The following is an 18,889-nucleotide window of genomic DNA, read 5'->3' as shown; positions in this document are numbered from 1 at the left end:
GGTCAGAATGAACAAGGAAGACATAATGAAAAAACTATTATCAGTAAGCGGCATTATTGCAGCGGCACTTTCTTTTCACACGCAAGCGGCAGCACCAAGTGAGATCAATCTCGGGATTTTAGGGGGGCAAAATGCTTCGGATCAAATTGGTGATAACCAGTGTGTGGCGGAATTTCTACACAAGGAATTAGGCGTTAAGACCAATATTCGCAACTCCACGGATTACAATGCGGTCATTCAAGGGTTATTGGGCAACAAGATTGATCTAGTGATGAACATGTCACCTAAATCTTATGCTGAGATCTACCTAAATGATCCCAATGCCGTTGATTTGGTAGGTATCACCGTTGATAACACCGATAATTCTCGTGGTTACCATTCGGTTATCTTGGTGAAAGAAGATAGCCCATACCAATCTATTGAGGATTTAAAAGGCACGGCTTTTTCGTTTGCCGATCCTAATTCAACGTCTGGGTTCCTGATTCCAAACAACCAATTAGAGACCAATCTAGGCGGTAACATGGATAACAGCTTCAATAATTTCTTTAAGTCGGTGAGCTTTTCTGGTGGCCATGAGCAGGATATTGTTGGCGTTCTGAATGGTCAGTTTGATGCTGCTGTAACATGGTCATCAATGGTGGGCGATGCGAAGCAGGGTTACACCGCCGGAGCGTTACTGCGCTACATGAATCATGACCCAGAATTGATGGACAAAATTCGAATTATTTGGGAATCCCCATTGATTGCAAACGGCCCGACGATTGTCAGCAACAAGCTTGACCCGGCGTTTAAAGAAGATTTAGTTGCTGCGGTCAAGAAACTCGATAAAGAAGAAAATGAGTGTTTTAGTAAAGCCGCAGGTGGGCAGTTACATTTGGCCGATACCAGTGTTGATGAGTATCAGTCAATCATTGACTTGGTTAAAGCCACCAAGTTTGCTCAGAGATAGTTGCCTTTCTTAGGAATGGCTAATCTATTTATCAGATCTGTATAGACTCAAAGAGGTGATACTGACTTAGCAATCACTTGCTTGTCTATTACTTGCTTGTCTATCTATGGCGAGGGCAGGACCGAATGGGTTTTGAACTCGCTATCTCACTTTTTGGTTTAACATCATGCCGTTTGAACAATACTATCAACAGGTTCGACGTAAACAAAAAATGGACGCTTTCATGTGGTCTGCCATGTTTATGGTTTTGTACCTCATTTCTGGGCACTTTGCTGAATTTAGTCTTCGCCAGATCGTCATTAATGCGCCCGCTTTCTTCGATTACATCTTGGATACGATTCCGAATCTTTCTTGGGATGTCCTCTTCGCGAGCCGTGATGACTCGGGCCATGCTGTGCCGGGATCGCTTATTTACTGGGGATATCGACTACCGATTCAATTGCCCTTGCTTTGGGAGACCATCAATGTCGCCATTGCCGCTACTTTAGTTTCTTCTTGTATTGCTATTATCTTAGCCTTTTTAGCCGCGAATAACGGCTATGCACCTGCGTCTGTTCGTATGGCGGTACGAGCGTCGGTAGCTTTTCTAAGGACGATGCCTGAATTGGCCTGGGCGGTGATGTTTGTCATGGCTTATGGGGTTGGAACCTTTCCGGGTTTTGTTGCCTTGGCGCTGCATACAGTCGGCAGTCTCACGAAGCTATTCTATGAGTCGATTGAAACGGTATCTAACAAGCCAACGAGAGGGCTTACTGCCGTCGGGGCGAGCCCATTGCAACGTGTTAGATTTGCACTTTGGCCGCAAGTTAAGCCAATTGTTTTATCTTATATTTTCCTTCGATTTGAGATTAACTTCCGCTCATCGACCATCTTGGGTCTAGTCGGAGCGGGCGGTATTGGGCAAGAATTGATGACCAATATTAGTTTAGGGCGTCATGATCAAGTGAGTATGACGCTATTACTCATCATCCTCGTGGTGGCGATAATTGATATGCTATCTGGATCGCTTAGAAAGCGAGTGATCAGTGGAGACATGAAATGAGCACGCAAGCATTGCAACAAATAAAGCAGGAGCACCAAGAAATATTCTCGACCCAGAAGCGGTATTTGCGTTTGGTCGTTCTTAGTGCCATCGCCGTCTTGGTCTATTATCTTACGTTTTTTTCATTTTTTGGCATTAGTGAGCAACAGCTCATTATGGGCAATAGCAAGATCAGCAGTTATTTTATGCATATGTTTGTTTGGCGAGATTTTTGGAACTGGCCATTTGCTTATTACTTCTCACAGATCGGTATTACGTTAGCGATTGTATTTGGTGGTACGTTGACGGCGTCCGTTGTCGCACTTCCTCTTTCTTTTCTGGCGGCACGTAACGTGATGACTGGACCATTCGGAGTGATTGCTATCATGATGAGGCGAATCTTTGATGTGTTACGTGGGGTCGACATGGCCATCTGGGGAATGATCTTTGTCCGTGCGGTAGGGTTAGGCCCACTTGCTGGTGTCATGGCGGTATTCGTTCAAGATTTAGGCTTATTCGGGAAGCTATTTGCCGAAAGTCATGAGGCGGCTGATCGAAAACCAACCCTAGGCCTAACATCATTGGGTGCCAATCAGATCCAAAAGCATCGCTTTGCCATTTTTACTCAATCGTTCCCGACGTTTTTGGCATTAAGTCTGTATCAATTGGAATCGAATACGCGCTCGGCGGCTGTTTTAGGTTTTGTAGGAGCCGGGGGGATTGGTTTGGTGTACGCAGAAAATATGCGCCTGTGGAACTGGGATGTAGTGACGTTTATTACTTTGGTGCTAGTGGTCATTGTCATGGTCATGGATAAGGTGTCTAGTGTGCTTCGTCATAAATACATTATTGGTGAGAATGTCCCATTGTTTGATCCTAAAATTGTTTGATCGAAAATGACTTGACCCCAAAGCTCACTAACCTTTAATTTCATTGTTATCCTTTATTCAGAGCAAGTCCCCTTTATCGGTGGCTTGCTCTTTTTTATTACCAATGACCTCTTGTCCGCGTATCACTACCCACCAGCGGGCTGGAGCCATTCTGGATGGCATGGTTGCGGGTTAACGTAAGGGTCACTCATTAACTTGAACGGTCGTTCATAAATTGCTTGAACAGTCGTTCAGATTAAATTATAGTCTCTACATCGACAGGAAAACTGTCACTCCCGATGACATTATTAATCCGTATGAAAGGATATTGAGATGAGCGAATTCAAACGACATACTGAAGAAACAGCACCAGAAGAAAGCAAAGCGATTCTTGTCGATGCAAAAAAGCAGATGGGAAGAATTCCTGGTTTATATGGGGTGATGGCGGAATCACCAAGCACCTTAAAAGCTTACAAACAACTGCACCAAGCATTTACCGACACGTCTTTTGATGCCGAAGAACTTACTGTCGTTTGGCAAACGATCAACGTAGAGCATGAGTGCCACTATTGCGTACCGGCACATACGGGTATAGCGCATGCGATGAAGGTTGATCCTGTCTTGACGGAGGCATTACGAAACCGCGAAGCCATGCCAACAGAGAAGCTTCAAGCCTTGCATGATTTTACTCTCAGTATGGTTCGTGAGCGAGGTAATGTATCACCGTCACAACTCGAAGCCTTTTACGCTGCGGGTTACGGTCAGCAACAAGTTCTTGAAGTGATTCTTGGATTATCTCAAAAAGTGATCAGTAATTACGTCAATCATGTCGCACAAACCCCAGTTGATCCCATGTTCGAGCAGTTTGCTTGGAAATAACCTTGAATCTGCACTATCTATAATGAGTATGAATGATAGGTAGCGCTTGATTATGAATAACGGAAACCAGCATACCCACCTTTGGTGGGTATGCTGGTTTCAAGGCCTGCCCTTGTAATATGCGATATTGGATCGCTATTCAACCCTGTCTAATCATTCCTCGTAGATTAAGACCATGATTAAGGAGTATTACGATGACAAAAACGTTAGCCTTTGATGTTTATGGGACGTTGATTGATACACACAGCGTGACGACGCTGTTGCAAGAATGGATCGGCGATAACGCATCGGTGTTCAGCCAAACCTGGCGTAATAAACAGCTAGAGTATTCTTTTAGAATTGGCTTAATGAAACAATATCAACCCTTTACCGTCTGTACTCGTGAAGCACTGGATTATGCGTGTGAGTTTCATCAAGTGACGTTAAGTTTGGAGCAGCGAGTACAACTTTTAGAAAGCTATCGTAGGCTGCCAGCATTTCCTGAGGTTCGACCTGCACTTGAAGCCCTAAAACAGCGTGGCTATAAGATGGTTGCCTTCTCAAATGGCGAACGCAGTGCGGTAGAATCCCTATTACAACACGCCGAGATTATGGATTGTTTTGATGATGTGGTCAGCTGCGAGGCGATTGAAAGTTATAAACCAGATCCGTCGGTCTATCAATATTTGCTCGATAAGACCAGCACCGTCCCTGAGCAAACCTGGCTTGTTTCAAGTAACTCGTTTGATGTGATTGGCGCAATATCCTCAGGATTAAAGGCCGTTTGGGTAAAGCGAAACTCGCTGGCGATTCTTGACCCTTGGGGAGTTGAACCAACCCGAGTCATTGCAACCTTGCATGATTTGGATTGATGAACACGATAAATAATACCTAGTCGGTAGCCATAGACTCCCGACTATCGGTAAGAATTTAGAGAGAAAGTGAACAATGACTGACAAAATTAAGCTAGATATTATTTCTGATGTGGTTTGTCCGTGGTGCATTGTTGGGTACCAACATCTACAAGCAGCCATTGACGAACTAGGGCTACAAAACCGTATTGAAATTGAATGGCAACCCTTTGAGTTAAACCCAGATATGCCACCAGAAGGTGAGGAGTTGCGGGAACATGTTGCGAGAAAATATGGGTCAAGCAAAGAAGAAAGTGACCGAGCTCGTGAACAAATCTCTCAAGCGGGAGCAAAGTATGGCTTCGAGTTCCGTTACTTTGATGGCATGAAAATCGTTAATACACTCGATGCTCATGTCCTATTGGAGTACGCGCACACCGTAGGCAAGCAAACCGAACTCAAGCTTCGTTTATTCAGCGCCTTCTTCACTGAACAGAAAGATGTCTCGGACCGTACGGTGCTAATAGAAGAAGCCGTGGCCGTTGGATTACCCAAGCTGGAAGTTGAACAGCAACTTTCTGAACGCCACCTAAAGGACAAGGTTCGTCAACAAGAATCACAGTGGCATCAGATGGGCGTGTCAAGTGTGCCAACAGTCGTCTTTAACCGCACCAGTGCGTTGACGGGGGCGCACCCACAAGATACGTATAAGCAAGTGTTGCTGGAATTGATCTCAGAAGTCGATGGTACTGTGTAATGTTTACCGCGGGGCATTCATGGACAAACAGGCTCTCGTTATGAATGTGAATAAAAAAGGTTGGTAAGCGCCAACCTTTATTTTTGCAGTCCGATTTGAAAAAGCAGATTCATATCATTATTCCTTTCGGGAGTGATGCTATAAGCTCGGTGTTTTGGTTGTCCCTTTTTTTAGCATGCTTTGAAAATCGCCGTGGCACTCATTTTGAAAAAGAAAACGAGAAAGTGTCTCTGCATCGCTGTCCATCAAATCTTCAATCACCTCTGGTGGCATACCAGAAATCAGATCGCATCCCTGTGTTTCCCGATTAAAATGCGCGCAACCGTTTCTGCATTTTTCCATCATTAGCCCTTGGTTTGTGTATTTCCCTTAAGAAATAGACCATGGCAATAACCTTGCAAATACAGATGTTATTATTTGAGTGCCAGCTCAACTTTTACGTTCAATTTGTCCCCATCTTTCAACGTGCTATTTTTAGTTAAAAGTTAAAAGTTAAAAGTTAAAAGTTAAACTGCACGGCATGAATCACGTGTCACTATGCTACATGCGACGACAGTCCTTTGAAATTCTTTATGTTTTCCTTCGCTAGACTCAACGGCAAGCTTGGCCGTTTCTTTTCCAATGAGATAAGCATCTTGTTTAATGACGGTGATGGGCACCTTGAATAATTCCACCATTGGAATCTCATCAAAGCCAATGATCGAGACCTGTTGTGGTATGTGGATACCCGCACTATTTAAAGATTGTAGTAAGTCTGCTGTGATGGCCAAATGTTGAGTGAAGATAGCGCTAGGGGCATCGGGCCCCTGAATTAACGATACTGGGGAGTGCCTAAAGCCAGTTTCTCTATCCCAAAACTGTATGAGCTCGTTATCTGGTTCAATGCCGTGTTTTGCCAATGCGTTACTGTAGCCTTGAAAGCGGGCGTTACGTGACAAACTACTTTCAAACTCTTGGGTCATAAAACAGATACGCTTGTGCCCCAACAGTAGTAGGTGTTCCGTGGCGTTGAATGCGGCTTCTCGGTAATTCGATAATACGATATGACTCTGACAATCAGGGTGCTCTAGCTGAAATTGAACCACGGGCATGCCACCGCCTATAAATTGATTGATCAACTCAGAATTTAAACCTGATGAGGTGATGATAATGGCATCGACACACATCTGCTTTAGAGAGAGCAAAGCTCGTTTTTCAGCCTCCCCATCAAAATCACTATTATAAATGAGCACGTTATAGCCGTTGCTCTTACAGAAATCGTCAATCCCTCGCAATACTCGGCTGGTGTTGTAACCGGCAATATCACGAACGACCACACCAATGGTCTTCGTTTTTTCAACTTTTAAGCTACGTGCGATCGGGTTCGGTACATAGTTTAATTCTTCGATCGAGGACTTGATCTTCTGTTTTGTCCCGGCAGACATATGCCCAAAACGACCATTTAAATACTGAGAAACGGTACTTTTGGACACGCTTGCATGTGTGGCAACATCGATAATTCGCACTTTCTTCATACTGGCTTCTTAAAACTGTTAACTGGCTCAAAATCAGAACGTTGACATTCTATCGATGGATCTAGATGATATCAAGTAAACCGGTTTACTAAATCGATTTACTTGTTTTGTAGATTAGAGAGATTGAAATGAAAATTGAAGATGTGAAGGTATTTGTTACCAGTCCTGGCCGTAACTTTGTCACGGTAAAAGTGATGACTGATGAAGGCGTTTATGGGCTAGGTGATGCGACAGTCAATGGCCGTGAGATGGCTGTGGCTACGTACTTGGAAGAGCATGTTAAGCCTTGTTTGATTGGGCGAGATGCTCATTCAATTGAAGACATCTGGCAATATTTATACATGGGTGTGTACTGGCGACGTGGTCCAATTACAATGGCGGCCATCGCGGCCATTGATATGGCGCTTTGGGATATAAAAGGCAAGGTGGCCGGTCTTCCTGTGTATCAACTTCTTGGCGGGAAATGCCGGGAAGGGGTAAAACTTTATGCTCATGCAAACGGTGAGTCTATAGAAGATACGCTTGATAAAGCAGAGCAATGTATTGAGCAAGGTTTTAAAGCTGTGCGTCTTCAGGCTGCTATTCCTGGTTTATCTGAAACGTATGGTGTTCTTGGTGATAAGAAAGACTACTTTGAGTTGCAAGGCAATCGCCCACTGCCACCAGAGCAAGAATGGTCAACGAGTAAATACTTTAAATTGGTTCCTGAGCTATTTGCACAAGCACAAGAGCGATTTGGTGACCAAGCTGAGTTTCTTCACGATACACACAGTCGCTTAACACCGATTGAGTCAGCCAAATTAGGCAAAATGCTGGAACCTTATAATCTTTTGTTTTTGGAAGATGCTTCCATTGCAGAGAACCAAGAGAACTATAAGTTAATTCGCCACCATACCACCACGCCTCTCGCACTGGGTGAAACGTACAATACGATCTGGGACTGTAAAGACCTGATTCAAAATCAATGGATTGATTATATTCGCACTGCTGCTACGCATGCTGGTGGAATCACCGGAATGAAAAAAATCTCAGACTTTGCTGCGGTTTACAATGTCCGTACCGCCCCTCATGGCGCGCCAGACTTATCACCGATTTGTTTCGCAGCTCATATGCATTTGAATATTTCGACGCATAACTTTGGTATTCAAGAATTTGTTGGTTTTGGCAACGAAGAATGTCAGTCCATTTTTAGCCACGATATGAAACTTGAAAACGGTATGATTCTAGTGAGCGATGCTCCAGGTTTAGGGGTGGAGTTTGATGAAACTGCGGCACAGCAATACCCATACAAGCGCTCGTATTTACCCGTTAGCCGTTTGGAAGATGGCACGTTGTGGCATTGGTAGGATCTAGCAATTGTTAAAATAGCATGGAACGGGTCATTCACGTCGCAGATCGTTAAAGCGAACGAATGCAGCACTTCAATGAAGTGTACGTGAGAGCAAGTTGACCTTCTTCAGCACTATTTTGCTCACATCGAGGGTGGTCACTTTCTTTCGATGAAAGAGTATTTGTTGTAAGCATTGAATTAAGGGTAAGTAATGAAGAAAACAGTGTTAGTTTTTGGTACGGGATTTGCGGGTCAAGGCCATGCCAAGGCATTTCGTGATGCCGGTGCTGAAGTTGTCGGTATCGTAGGCCGTACTGAGCATATCGTGACAAGTGTCGCAGAGGAAATGGCGATCCCATACTCAGGGACAAACTGGGCTTTAGCACTCGAGTTGTGTAAGCCTGATATTGTATCAATCGCGACGCCCGGTGGGGCGCATGTTGATGCCATCAAAGAAGCGATTCAGTTCGGTTGCCATGTGTTCTGTGATAAACCTTTAACCGAAAGTGGTGAAACGGCGCTTGAATTGTATCGTCTGGCGGAAGAGAAAGGCGTAAAAACCGCTTTTGCATCAAGCTTTCGATACATTCCTGAAATCATACATGCAAAGCAGTTGGTGGCGGCAGGTGCCATTGGTGAGCCGACCGAGGTTGAGTGCATTTCTCATTTCAATCTTGACCGTCATATCCCATTTGGATGGTCTCACCGCACTGAAGCGGGTGGGGGACGTTTAAACAATAACTTTACGCATTTATTGTCTATTGTTACGTCCGTGGTGGGCGATAATATCTTAGCCATCAGCGGAGAAGTGCGCAACGATATGCCAAAAGCTCCCGTTGTCGAAGGTGTCCATAATTTCACAGAGCGTCGTAACTTTATCCCTAAAGATATTAACGACCCAGCGTTGGAGTGGCGAGATTGTGATGTGGAATGGTCTTATACCGTATTGGCGCAGATCGAAAGTCGCACACCTGCGGCGCTACCGGTTTCAGTCTTGTTCAAGCACGGTGGTCTAACGCCTCGTTTTAATGAGGATCACATTGTGTTTCATGGCACAAAAGGGTCCATCTATATTAAGGGTCACTACGGCGATGGGCCGTTATACTTGTGGCAAGATGGGCAGTGGCAGGAAATGGCGTTGCCGGCTGACATTCGAGCGCAATTGCCGGATATCGAATGTGAGACCCAACGAAGCTGGACTCATTTAGCGAGCGAATTTGTAAAAGATATTAGTGGCGTTTCAGTGGCACCTTATCAAACCTTTAAAGATGGGTGTCAGTACCAATTGATCATTGATTTAATTAGGAAAAATGACCGTTGGGTTGACGTTCAACAGTTGTTCGACACTCAAGGCTAGTCAGAGAAAGACGTTTTTTAGCCAGAACAGCGCTTTTGTGTTGAACAAAGAAAACACCTTGAGTGCGCCGCTACTGGTTCAAACTATTTTTTTCTTAACCGCGTGCGCTCAATAAAAATAAGACGCCTTAACAGGCGTCTTTAGTGCCTTAAAATGGCGATTTGGCGACCTCCTAATGTACTGATTTTATTGATATTAAAATAATGGTAAGTCATGAGGGTGGGTGGTAGTCTTCTGTCATAGTCAGGAGCATTCACATGATTTTTAAGAACAAAATATTTGATCACCATGATTTTTCTAATCAAGATTTGTCCGATCATCACTTCGAACGTTGCCAATTTTTGCGCTGCGACTTTTCGCGCTCAGATCTAAGAGACAGTGCTTTTCTCAACTGTAAGTTTGTTGAAACCAGAGATCTCGCAGGTTGTCACTTTGATTATGCCAACTTGAAAGATGCCAGCTTTAAACAGTGTCAAATGGCAATGTGCAACTTTGAGGGGGCTGATTGTTTCGGGATTGAGTTGAGAGAGTGTGACTTGAAGGGAGCCAATTTTTCACGCGCTCGATTTGCAAACCAAGTCAGCCACAAGATGTATTTCTGCTCAGCATATATCACGGACTGTAATCTGTCGTACACCAATCTTGAGCGTGCGGTCATTGAAAAATGTGACCTATTTGAGAACCGATGGATAGGGGCAAACCTTCAAGGCTCATCTTTCAAAGGCTCTGATCTCAGCCGTGGTGTGTTTTCTGCGGATTCGTGGTCTCAATTTCGTTTCCAAGACGCGAACCTATGCCATGTTGATTTGGAGGGGCTCGATCCTAGAAGAGTGGATCTCAGCGGGGTTAAGATTTGTTCATGGCAGCAAGAGCAGTTGCTTGAGCCGCTAGGGCTGGTTGTCCTCCCAGATTAAGAGAGTAGCGTGGCCATTATCTATTTCGTAAATAGATAATGGCCATAAGCATAAGCATAAGCATAAGCATAAGCATATGCTTGAGCCAAGTTAACCTACTGACTTATGCATATCTCGAGGGTGATCGGCACAACGACATGATGATGCCAAAGCAAATTCCCTGAGTAATCATCGCGGTCCCCCCGTAACTAAAGAATGGAAGCGGGCTGCCCATGACAGGTAACAGTCCACTCACCATGCCAGTATTGATAAAAGCATAGAGAAAAAAACTTAAGGCGAATGAACCACATACTAGCCGACTGTAGATATGGTGGCTCGCACATGACAGCCACAACGTGCGTAGCGTGACAAACAGATACAGAGACAAAAGGACCACGCATCCAGCGAATCCCCATTCTTCGGCATAAGACGAGAAAATAAAATCGGTGTGACTTTCGGGAATGAACCCCAGTGCACTTTGTGTGGCATTGGCCCATCCTTTTCCTGTCATGCCACCCGATCCAATCGCAATATGGGATTGAATAATTTGATAGCCCGAACCTAACGGATCACTCTCTGGATTAAGAAACTGCAAGATACGTTTTTTTTGGTAAGCCTCGATAACAAAAAACCACAGCATCGGAACTAGCAGGGTTATGAGGCCAACAAATCCGCCGATGATCGTCCAACTCATTCCCGCAAAGTACAACACGAACAACATATAAATAACGCCGAAAATGGCGCCATCTAAATCAGGCTGAATGAAGATAAGCCCGGCAGGGATTGCCGTTAGTACGAGTGCGTAAAATATTCTAGTGATAGTCGGACGCTCGCCATCTTTTTGGACTAACCAAGCGATCATCATAGGAATTGCGAGCTTAATCAATTCTGATGGCTGGAAGCGAAATGCCCCAATTTCAAGCCATCGCTGTGAGCCATTGGTACTATCGCCGACTAAGATCACGGCAATGAGTAGCGTCACCGCCAGCACGTATAGGTAGGGCGAACCGCGACGATAAAATTTCGCAGGTATTGCTGACATCACAACGAGACAAAACACAGAGATGACGCAGCGCATCAGATGATTTTTAATCACTGATTCACTAAACCCACTGGCACTCCATATGGTTATTGAGCTGAATAGCATAAGTAACAGTATCGATAGCAAAATAGGCTTGTCGATCTGTGGGACGAGGTATTTTGGCATGGAATACTTTGATAAAGAGATCGTCAAATCTCCTCCTTGTACAGAGACGTTGTTAATGACCAAGTAGACATGTCATGAAGTGACCATTCATGAAATAGGCTCTTTTTTGACGCGTTTTATTGCACTGATGGCCTTACGAACCCGCCATGTAATGACACTGAGAACGGCGACACTTAGCGTAATGAGAGGTGCAGCCATTAGCCCCATGGTTGTGAAACGGCTGATGGGTTCTGGCAACGAAGGCAGTAAATAACCGAAACCCGCGAGCAGGGCAATCCACAAGGTAGCGCTAAGCCAAGAAAAGTAATGAAAGCGTGACGTTTCATGAGTTCGCATCCCCATCATCATGGGGACAACAGAGCGCACGCACGGAATGAAGCGAGCACTGAACAATGCAACTAAGCCATGGCGACCAAGTAGAGCGTCAACGGTATGCATGTTGCGTTCGGGGACTTTTGCGAGCCAACCTCGAACCCAAGGAAGTCGATTAAGCCACTTTCCTTGTAAATACGCTAACCAGCTGCCTGTTGCAGCGGCAATGATTAGTAGCGGAAAGGCAAGAAAAGGGTGGAGGACTCCGACAGCGGATAAGGTGCCCACGAGAACAACGACGCTATCACAGGGGAGTGGCGCCGCGGGTAAAAAGCTGCTTTCTAAGGCAATTAGAAAAGTGACCAAAATATAGATAAATATCGCGCTTTCTGGCGCCAGCAGCGTATTAAAATCCTGATGCCAAAGGGCAATCACGACGTCTTGTATCGTTTCAAACATAGCGGTTCCATATACCAACGGTAAATATTACGGTGGGGGTTCTTAGTGGGGAATGGAAAGCGTTCAGCGAGAGTGAATAAAGCGAAATAGCAGGTTGCTGTCTTGCCAACCAGCGATTCGGTTGTTTTTGAGTGTCAAGGAGCGAGAGGGGGCGTAATGAGTGAAACGATCATGGTCGTGAAGCGCTGAAAGCGTCAATATGAACGATGACCATGAAGGCCGAGCTTTGGCTGGTGGTTGAGCGTTTTGTGATAAAACCCGAGAATTAGAGTGACGTAATATCAAGGTATCGATTGTGAAATCCGGCGTCCCTTGTTGGCTTATTGCCACGGTATGGGGCGCTGTTTGCTTCGAACCAATGACATCGACGATATGGCTAAACAGCAATACCGTGATGAGAGTCATGATGAAGAAGAGTGGTTCAAGCTGTTGTCGCACGTTAAGCGCTCAATGATGAAATCTGCTCATATGTACGTCTAACCGCCAAGAAAAGCAATCGCATTTCTCATCGAGCGATAAATCATGACTTTCTGTTGTAATGCAACCGGTTACACCGCGAAGACGGTGTACGAAAAAGGTAAAATATGAATAAATAAAAACGCCCAAACGGTGTAAGCCGCTGGGCGTTTTTTTATGAAAAAGCGAATCTCGTGCTTGGGCTGTATTGGCTATCCCGCTTAATAGCGAGTGAACCACCCGAGGCATGTGAGGGGTGTGTTAATACCCCATCAGTTGCAGCAGATTTTCTGCGGTACTGATCGCTTCTTTGCGATTGGCAATATTGAGTTTTTGGTACAAATTCCGGATATGCGTCTTAATTGTGGTGCCAGCGACATCCAGCTCTTGAGCAATCTGTTCATTGCTGAATCCTGAGTAGATTAATCCAAGAACTTGCCATTCACGTTGGGTTAGCGGGCTAGTACGTACTAACTCCGGTATGTTGGGGTGATTGACGAGCTTCTCGACAAACTCCTCGTTGAAATGCACCGAACGACTGCGTTGCGTCGTGTTGATGTCTTTCATCAGAAGCTGGGCGCGATGACGTTCAAGGTCGCCAAGTTCAGAGCGTGAGGCGAGTTTTTCAAGCAAATGACCAATAGTTGCACCATCCACCAAAAAGTTACCAATCATGCCAGTTTGGTTCGTCAGTACAAGTGCTTCTTTTAAGCGTACTTTGGCACTTTCGTCGTCGCCAAGTTGCACCCATAAGATCGCTTCTACAATGAGATTTCGATTCGTGTCAGTGACTAGGTTATAGGTCGCCGCTTCTTTCGCCAAAAACTGTAGCGTGGTTTTTGCTTCATCAAATTGCTTTAAGCAAATCTGAGCGCGAGCAATATTACGCCATTGCAGTTGTAAGAAATGGTTGCATGCGCTGTCGGGTCTGATCGCCGTCTCTAGCCATTGTTCAATCGCGTCTTGGTCGCCCCTTGCTTGCCAATACAGTAGCAAAGAAAGCGATGCGTTGGCTGTCCAGTCTACGTGGTAGGTTGACTGTTTCATCAGGTGTTGAATCTGCTCAATGGTCTTTGAAGCCTTGTCTAATTCACCCCGACCAATGGCAATGCGAGCGATCATTGAGTAGCTGTGTAAATGCTTACTTGGCTCATGCTTACCTAGGATATCTAGCCCTTTGTACGCACACTCTTCCGCTTCATCTAAGCGGTTCCAACACCATAAGATTTGCGCTCGGACACGAAGCAAGAACTCGTGCATTGGGACTTGGTGCAGTTGTTGTTCTTCGATCAGTCTAAACGCACTTTCTTGCACCTCATAAGCCGCTTGAACATAGCCTTGAGCAATTAAAATTTCACTTTGCTGAAGCTGTGCCCATAGCGCTTGGTGGTAAACATGATACTGACGCGCTAGCTTTTCGGTTTGCTGCATCATTGGCAGTGCGCGACTGAGTTGGCCCGTGACGTGGTTGACTTCACCAACGACCGAGGTGGCGACAATACGGCTGCGATAGACCGAATGATCCAGTTCACCTAACGCCAGTTCAGCCAGCTCAAGTGCTTTTTCTGGTGAGTTTTGATTAATGGCAACCTGAGCACGCAGCGCGTTGAATTCCCCATCTTCTTTTTGAGAACGCTCTACCTTGCGTAATGCCATCTCGCTATCGGATTTAGCAATCAGCTCACCGACTTCGTTATAGCGATGCTGGCTTTGTGCTAACCATGCTTGCAGCATACACAACCTCGGATGACTGTAGAGTTGATCATCCGTTAGGATTTGAATGGCCTCCTCCAGCGTAGCAAGCTCTCCTTGGTTAAACATTTTCCAACCAAACTCGTTGAGGATGGTCACGGTGAGTTCGCTATTCGCGGCTAATCTTGCATGCCTGAGCGCTTGATGGGGAACGCTTTGTTCTAACCAAGCTTTTGCCGCGGCGAGGTGAAGATCCAATTCTTGCTGCGGAATTCTGGCTTTACGTTCATGCGACAAGAACTCAGCAAACAAGTTATGGAAGCGAAACCAATTGTTTTCGCCTTCAAGCGGATAGATAAATAGACCAAAACGATTTAAAGATTCAATCATGCTGAGCGCGTCATTTCGTTTGGTTAATGCCGTGACCAGATCGTCATTGAAGTGATCTAAAACGGAACATTGCATTAAGAAATTACGCGTATCTTTATCTAGTAAATCAAACACTTCTTCGATCAAGTAGTCCCAAAGGTGAGCGTGATTAAACTGAGATATGGTTTCGACGGATTGTGCTAACGTTCGCTTTTGATGTTGAGCTTGTAGGGCAAACAGCTGCAAAGCAGAAGGCCAGCCTTCGACGTAAGTTCGCAAAGAGTCAGCGGTCTCATCATCGATATCATCCGCGAGACGCAGATTAAAGAAACGTGTGGTTTCCTCGGTATCAAACGCGAGTAATTCATTGCCGATTTCAATCATTAAATCGCGCACACGCAGGTTTGCAGTCCCTAGTGGCGGATTACCACGACTTGTCACGACCAATGTAATGTTATCGGGCATGTGCTTAAGGAAAAAACGCATGGCCTCATGGATGTCTTCATCGGTGATGAGGTGGTAATCATCGAGTACGACGTAGCATTCGTGGTGGTAGCTCGTCAGTTCTGAGAATACTTCTCCGAGTAGAGAATGAAGAGAGGAGAATTGACGGCGTTCTGCGAGTTTCTGAGCATTAGGACAGCTATTGTGCGTAGCTTTATTAATCGCCTGTAAGAGATAGTTGACGAAGCGGAATGAGTCGTTATCACTTTCATCGACGCTGTACCAGCCGACGTGAGGTTTGTCAGACAACCATTGTGCGGCCATGGTGGTTTTACCATATCCAGCAGGGGAGCGAAAAAGTACAAGCTTGTAAAAAGGGGCCTGTGAAAGTAGGTCCAAAACTCGTGGACGGACGATAGCGTTATGCAAGCGTCCTGGGCGAGTTAATTTTGAAGGAATCCACATAGATATTTCCTATCATTTTTATAGTTAGTGTCTTCGCTAATACTGAGCGGCCTCGATGAGGAAAAAGACACGAATTCTACGACTTTAAAGTTGCCTTTTTGATGTTAGGCGAGGTCTAGCTCTACAGTGTTTGATCAACGGCTAGATTTTGCTTTAAAAACAAACAACACGCCAACTACGCCACGAATTTGTGATCATTATCACGAATAGTTGTGTGCTGGTCGTACTGCTTGGGCGTCATGTATACAAAAAAACCGTCCGATTAGGTGAATTTTTTAATTCAATTGTGATCTCAGACTCAAATTTCGAATTCGATATGCACCTATTTAACCGTACAGTCTTAGTTAGCGATTACAGTGATTGTGACGCTGGCGTGATCGTTATCACCGGATAAAAGCCAAAGCCCAATTGAAATGGGATATTGATCACTCTCTGAAGGGGAGTACGCCCTCTACGCCCTCGTCACTCATCCTCCAAGGAGTCGGAAGTAGGAGGATGTTTATGGAGACGTCACCATGCACGATATGTGACAGATGGATAAAACTTAAAGTGAGATTTCTTAATGAAACCTGCGCAACAGAAAAAATTCAACAAAGCTTCTTTCCAAGACAGTGTTAAAAAGCATCTTTCTGCGACTTATGCGACGACAGTAGAAACCGCGACCGAGCGCCAATGGTATTTGGCAATGGGGCGCGCGCTGGCAGAGCTTACCACTTTTGACTTACTTGCAACGGAAGCGGACGACCGCATCAAGAACGCGAAAAGCGTTAACTACCTATCTCTTGAATTCCTAATTGGCCGCCTGACAGGTAACAACTTGATCAGCATGGGCCTGTATGAACAAATCACTCAAGCTATGAAAGAGTTAGGTCACAACCTAACGGATCTGCTTGAAGAAGAACGTGATCCTTCATTGGGTAACGGTGGCCTTGGTCGTCTTGCGGCTTGTTTCATGGATTCTTGTGCCGCTCAAGAATACCCAACAGTAGGCTACGGTCTTCACTACGAATACGGTCTCTTTAAGCAATCTTTCCAAGATGGTCGTCAAAAAGAAGCACCTGACGCATGGCGCGGTGTTGAAGGTTATCCGTGGGAAGTAGCACGTCCAGAACTGGCACAACAGATTGGTTTTTACGGCCATGTAGATGTTGAATACGTTGACGGTAAAGAAGTACGTACTTGGGTTCCAGGCATGGAAGTAAAAGCAATGCCGTGGGATCTACCAATTGTCGGTTACGAGTCAAGCACCGTTTACCCGCTGCGCCTTTGGGAATGTCAGGCCATTGCACCTTTCTCACTAGCAAGCTTCAACAACGGCGATTACTTCGAAGCACAGCACTCGCTAATCGATGCTGGTAACATCACGAAGGTTCTATACCCGAACGACAACCACGAAAAAGGTAAGACTCTGCGTCTAATGCAGCAGTATTTCCACTCAGCGGCGTCGGTTCGCGATATTCTACGTCGTCATGAAGCGGCTGGTTTTGCACTAGCGGATCTTCCTAAGCAGGAAACGATTCAGCTTAACGATACGCACCCAACGATCGCCATTCCTGAATTAATGCGCATCCTAATTGATGAGAAAGGCCTAACTTGGGACCAAGCGTGGGAAATCAGTGCCCACACATTCGCATACACGAACCACACACTACTTCCAGAAGCATTGGAGACATGGTCTGAATCTCTTATCAGCCGTCTGCTTCCTCGTCACATGGAAATCATCTTTGAAATTAACCACCGCTTCATGCAAGAAGTTCGCAAGATGTGGCCGGGTGATGGTGAGAAGCAAGCGAAGCTTTCTATCATTCAAGAAGGTTTCCACCGTATGGTTCGCATGGCAAACCTATGTGTGATTGGTTCTTACAAAGTGAACGGTGTAGCCGCACTTCACTCTCAACTGGTTAAGAAAGACTTGTTCCCAGAGTTCAACGAAATCTTCCCAGGTAAACTGACTAACGTTACAAACGGCATCACGCCACGTCGTTGGTTGAAGTTCTGTAACCCTGGTCTATCGAAACTCATTACTGACAAGATCGGTGCAGAGTGGCCGGCGAAACTAGAGCAGCTAGAAGGTATTGCTCAGTTTGCAACCGATGCAAAATTCCAAAAAGAGTTCATGGCGGTTAAGAAAGAAAACAAACAGCGTCTCGCTGATTGGGTTCAAGAGAACATGGGAATCGAGCTGGATACTAACGCGATCTTTGACGTTCAAATTAAACGTCTACACGAATACAAGCGTCAGCACTTAGACTTGCTACACATTCTCTCTCTCTACCACCGTATTCTTAACGAACCTGGTTTTGAGTGTGAGCCACGTGTTTGTTTCTTTGCAGCAAAAGCGGCGCCGGGCTACCACCTAGCGAAAGAGATCATCTTCGCAGTGAACAAGATTGCAGAGAAGATCAACAACGACCCTCGTATCGGCAACAAGCTGAAAGTGGTCTTCATTCCTGATTACCGCGTGAGCATGGCTGAGATCATCATCCCTGCGGCGGACGTATCTCAGCAAATCTCGCTAGCAGGTAAAGAAGCATCAGGTACGGGTAACATGAAAATGGCGCTTAACGGCGCGTTGACTATCGGTACGATGGACGGTGCAAACGTTGAGATTCGTGAAGAAGTAGGTGACGAAAATATCTACATCTTTGGCCTAGATGTTGATGGCGTTCAAGAAGTGAAAGCTCAGGGCTACAACCCTTACGACTACTACAACGCGGACCCGCTACTAAAAGCATCTTTGGATTTACTGCTAGGCGAAGAATTTACGCCAGGTAAACCAGGTTTACTTCGTGCAACCTACGATAGCTTGCTAGATGGTGGTGACCCTTATCTATGTTTGGCTGATTTTGCCTCTTACGTGCAAGCACATGAAGACATGGGCAAGCAGTATCAAGATCAAGCGGGTTGGGCGAAGAAAGCCATTCTAAATACTGCCTTGGTGGGCAAGTTTACGTCAGACCGTTCAATACGCGACTACGTCAACAATATTTGGAAGCTTGAAGCAGTAACTCGTTAAGCAACCTAAGCCAAGGCCTCGAGCCTTGGCTTTTACTCCTTATATCTATTAATAACCCTACCGTTTTGAA

Annotated in this window: 15 protein-coding genes; 10 read left to right on the top strand and 5 right to left on the bottom strand. The window is 45.4% G+C overall.

The window, feature by feature from the left end; all coding sequences use genetic code 11:
- Positions 1 to 25 precede the first annotated feature (25 nt).
- From phnD to ACE1OE_RS02925, 6 genes are all read left to right on the top strand, one after another.
- Positions 26 to 949, top strand: coding sequence for a phosphonate ABC transporter substrate-binding protein (gene phnD / locus ACE1OE_RS02950; protein ID WP_449210051.1), 924 nt, complete (start codon positions 26 to 28; stop codon positions 947 to 949).
- A 166-nt stretch (positions 950 to 1,115) separates the two neighbouring features.
- Positions 1,116 to 1,991, top strand: coding sequence for a phosphonate ABC transporter, permease protein PhnE (gene phnE / locus ACE1OE_RS02945; protein ID WP_449210050.1), 876 nt, complete (start codon positions 1,116 to 1,118; stop codon positions 1,989 to 1,991).
- Positions 1,988 to 2,860, top strand: a complete 873-nt coding sequence (phnE, locus tag ACE1OE_RS02940) for a phosphonate ABC transporter, permease protein PhnE (RefSeq protein ID WP_449210049.1) — start codon at positions 1,988 to 1,990, stop codon at positions 2,858 to 2,860. The genes phnE (ACE1OE_RS02945) and phnE (ACE1OE_RS02940) overlap by 4 nt, the downstream gene beginning before the upstream one ends.
- A 312-nt stretch (positions 2,861 to 3,172) precedes the next feature.
- Positions 3,173 to 3,718 (top strand): carboxymuconolactone decarboxylase family protein, encoded by a 546-nt coding sequence (locus ACE1OE_RS02935; RefSeq protein WP_372061416.1) that lies wholly within the window; start codon positions 3,173 to 3,175, stop codon positions 3,716 to 3,718.
- Between the two features lie 194 nt (positions 3,719 to 3,912).
- A complete protein-coding gene (locus ACE1OE_RS02930; protein ID WP_102468895.1) occupies positions 3,913 to 4,569 on the top strand; it encodes a haloacid dehalogenase type II in 657 nt (218 codons plus the stop codon).
- Between the two features lie 76 nt (positions 4,570 to 4,645).
- Complete coding sequence (locus ACE1OE_RS02925) at positions 4,646 to 5,305, top strand: DsbA family oxidoreductase (protein WP_449210048.1); 660 nt, start codon at positions 4,646 to 4,648, stop codon at positions 5,303 to 5,305.
- Positions 5,306 to 5,811: 506 nt separating this feature from the next.
- Here the strand turns inward: ACE1OE_RS02925 and ACE1OE_RS02920 are convergent.
- A complete protein-coding gene (locus tag ACE1OE_RS02920; RefSeq protein ID WP_449210047.1) occupies positions 5,812 to 6,819 on the bottom strand; it encodes a LacI family DNA-binding transcriptional regulator in 1,008 nt (335 codons plus the stop codon).
- Positions 6,820 to 6,947: 128 nt separating this feature from the next.
- Between ACE1OE_RS02920 and manD the strand changes: the two genes are divergently transcribed.
- The 3 genes from manD to ACE1OE_RS02905 all read left to right on the top strand — a co-directional run bounded on the left by manD (position 6,948) and on the right by ACE1OE_RS02905 (position 10,420).
- On the top strand, positions 6,948 to 8,165 hold the full coding sequence (manD, locus tag ACE1OE_RS02915) for a D-mannonate dehydratase ManD (RefSeq protein ID WP_102468899.1): 1,218 nt from the start codon (positions 6,948 to 6,950) through the stop codon (positions 8,163 to 8,165).
- 195 nt (positions 8,166 to 8,360) lie between these two features.
- Positions 8,361 to 9,506 (top strand): Gfo/Idh/MocA family protein, encoded by a 1,146-nt coding sequence (locus tag ACE1OE_RS02910; protein WP_449210046.1) that lies wholly within the window; start codon positions 8,361 to 8,363, stop codon positions 9,504 to 9,506.
- Between the two features lie 257 nt (positions 9,507 to 9,763).
- Positions 9,764 to 10,420 (top strand): Qnr family pentapeptide repeat protein, encoded by a 657-nt coding sequence (locus ACE1OE_RS02905; protein ID WP_449210045.1) that lies wholly within the window; start codon positions 9,764 to 9,766, stop codon positions 10,418 to 10,420.
- A 103-nt stretch (positions 10,421 to 10,523) separates the two neighbouring features.
- On the opposite strand, the gene rodA is transcribed toward ACE1OE_RS02905, so the two are convergent.
- The 4 genes from rodA to malT form a co-directional block, all read right to left on the bottom strand.
- On the bottom strand, positions 10,524 to 11,606 hold the full coding sequence (rodA, locus tag ACE1OE_RS02900) for a rod shape-determining protein RodA (protein ID WP_449210108.1): 1,083 nt from the start codon (positions 11,604 to 11,606) through the stop codon (positions 10,524 to 10,526).
- A gap of 87 nt (positions 11,607 to 11,693) precedes the next feature.
- On the bottom strand, positions 11,694 to 12,377 hold the full coding sequence (locus ACE1OE_RS02895) for a DedA family protein (RefSeq protein WP_449210044.1): 684 nt from the start codon (positions 12,375 to 12,377) through the stop codon (positions 11,694 to 11,696).
- Between the two features lie 63 nt (positions 12,378 to 12,440).
- Complete coding sequence (locus ACE1OE_RS02890) at positions 12,441 to 12,815, bottom strand: hypothetical protein (RefSeq protein ID WP_449210043.1); 375 nt, start codon at positions 12,813 to 12,815, stop codon at positions 12,441 to 12,443.
- A 279-nt stretch (positions 12,816 to 13,094) separates the two neighbouring features.
- Positions 13,095 to 15,803, bottom strand: a complete 2,709-nt coding sequence (gene malT / locus ACE1OE_RS02885; RefSeq protein ID WP_102468905.1) for an HTH-type transcriptional regulator MalT — start codon at positions 15,801 to 15,803, stop codon at positions 13,095 to 13,097.
- A gap of 562 nt (positions 15,804 to 16,365) precedes the next feature.
- Between malT and ACE1OE_RS02880 the strand changes: the two genes are divergently transcribed.
- Entirely contained in the window at positions 16,366 to 18,819 is a 2,454-nt protein-coding gene (locus tag ACE1OE_RS02880) for a glycogen/starch/alpha-glucan phosphorylase (protein WP_449210042.1), read from the top strand.
- The last annotated feature ends 70 nt before the right edge of the window (positions 18,820 to 18,889 follow it).

It is taken from the genome of Vibrio sp. E150_011 (genome assembly GCF_053544015.1).
This window is presented reverse-complemented; position numbering and strand designations above follow the sequence as displayed.

Coding starts and splice junctions, on each gene's coding strand:
- phnD (WP_449210051.1), top strand. CDS start 26: ATGAAAAAACTATTATCAGTAAGCGGCATTATTGCAGCGGCACTTTCT.
- phnE (WP_449210050.1), top strand. CDS start 1,116: ATGCCGTTTGAACAATACTATCAACAGGTTCGACGTAAACAAAAAATG.
- phnE (WP_449210049.1), top strand. CDS start 1,988: ATGAGCACGCAAGCATTGCAACAAATAAAGCAGGAGCACCAAGAAATA.
- ACE1OE_RS02935 (WP_372061416.1), top strand. CDS start 3,173: ATGAGCGAATTCAAACGACATACTGAAGAAACAGCACCAGAAGAAAGC.
- ACE1OE_RS02930 (WP_102468895.1), top strand. CDS start 3,913: ATGACAAAAACGTTAGCCTTTGATGTTTATGGGACGTTGATTGATACA.
- ACE1OE_RS02925 (WP_449210048.1), top strand. CDS start 4,646: ATGACTGACAAAATTAAGCTAGATATTATTTCTGATGTGGTTTGTCCG.
- ACE1OE_RS02920 (WP_449210047.1), bottom strand. CDS start 6,819: ATGAAGAAAGTGCGAATTATCGATGTTGCCACACATGCAAGCGTGTCC.
- manD (WP_102468899.1), top strand. CDS start 6,948: ATGAAAATTGAAGATGTGAAGGTATTTGTTACCAGTCCTGGCCGTAAC.
- ACE1OE_RS02910 (WP_449210046.1), top strand. CDS start 8,361: ATGAAGAAAACAGTGTTAGTTTTTGGTACGGGATTTGCGGGTCAAGGC.
- ACE1OE_RS02905 (WP_449210045.1), top strand. CDS start 9,764: ATGATTTTTAAGAACAAAATATTTGATCACCATGATTTTTCTAATCAA.
- rodA (WP_449210108.1), bottom strand. CDS start 11,606: ATGCCAAAATACCTCGTCCCACAGATCGACAAGCCTATTTTGCTATCG.
- ACE1OE_RS02895 (WP_449210044.1), bottom strand. CDS start 12,377: ATGTTTGAAACGATACAAGACGTCGTGATTGCCCTTTGGCATCAGGAT.
- malT (WP_102468905.1), bottom strand. CDS start 15,803: ATGTGGATTCCTTCAAAATTAACTCGCCCAGGACGCTTGCATAACGCT.
- ACE1OE_RS02880 (WP_449210042.1), top strand. CDS start 16,366: ATGAAACCTGCGCAACAGAAAAAATTCAACAAAGCTTCTTTCCAAGAC.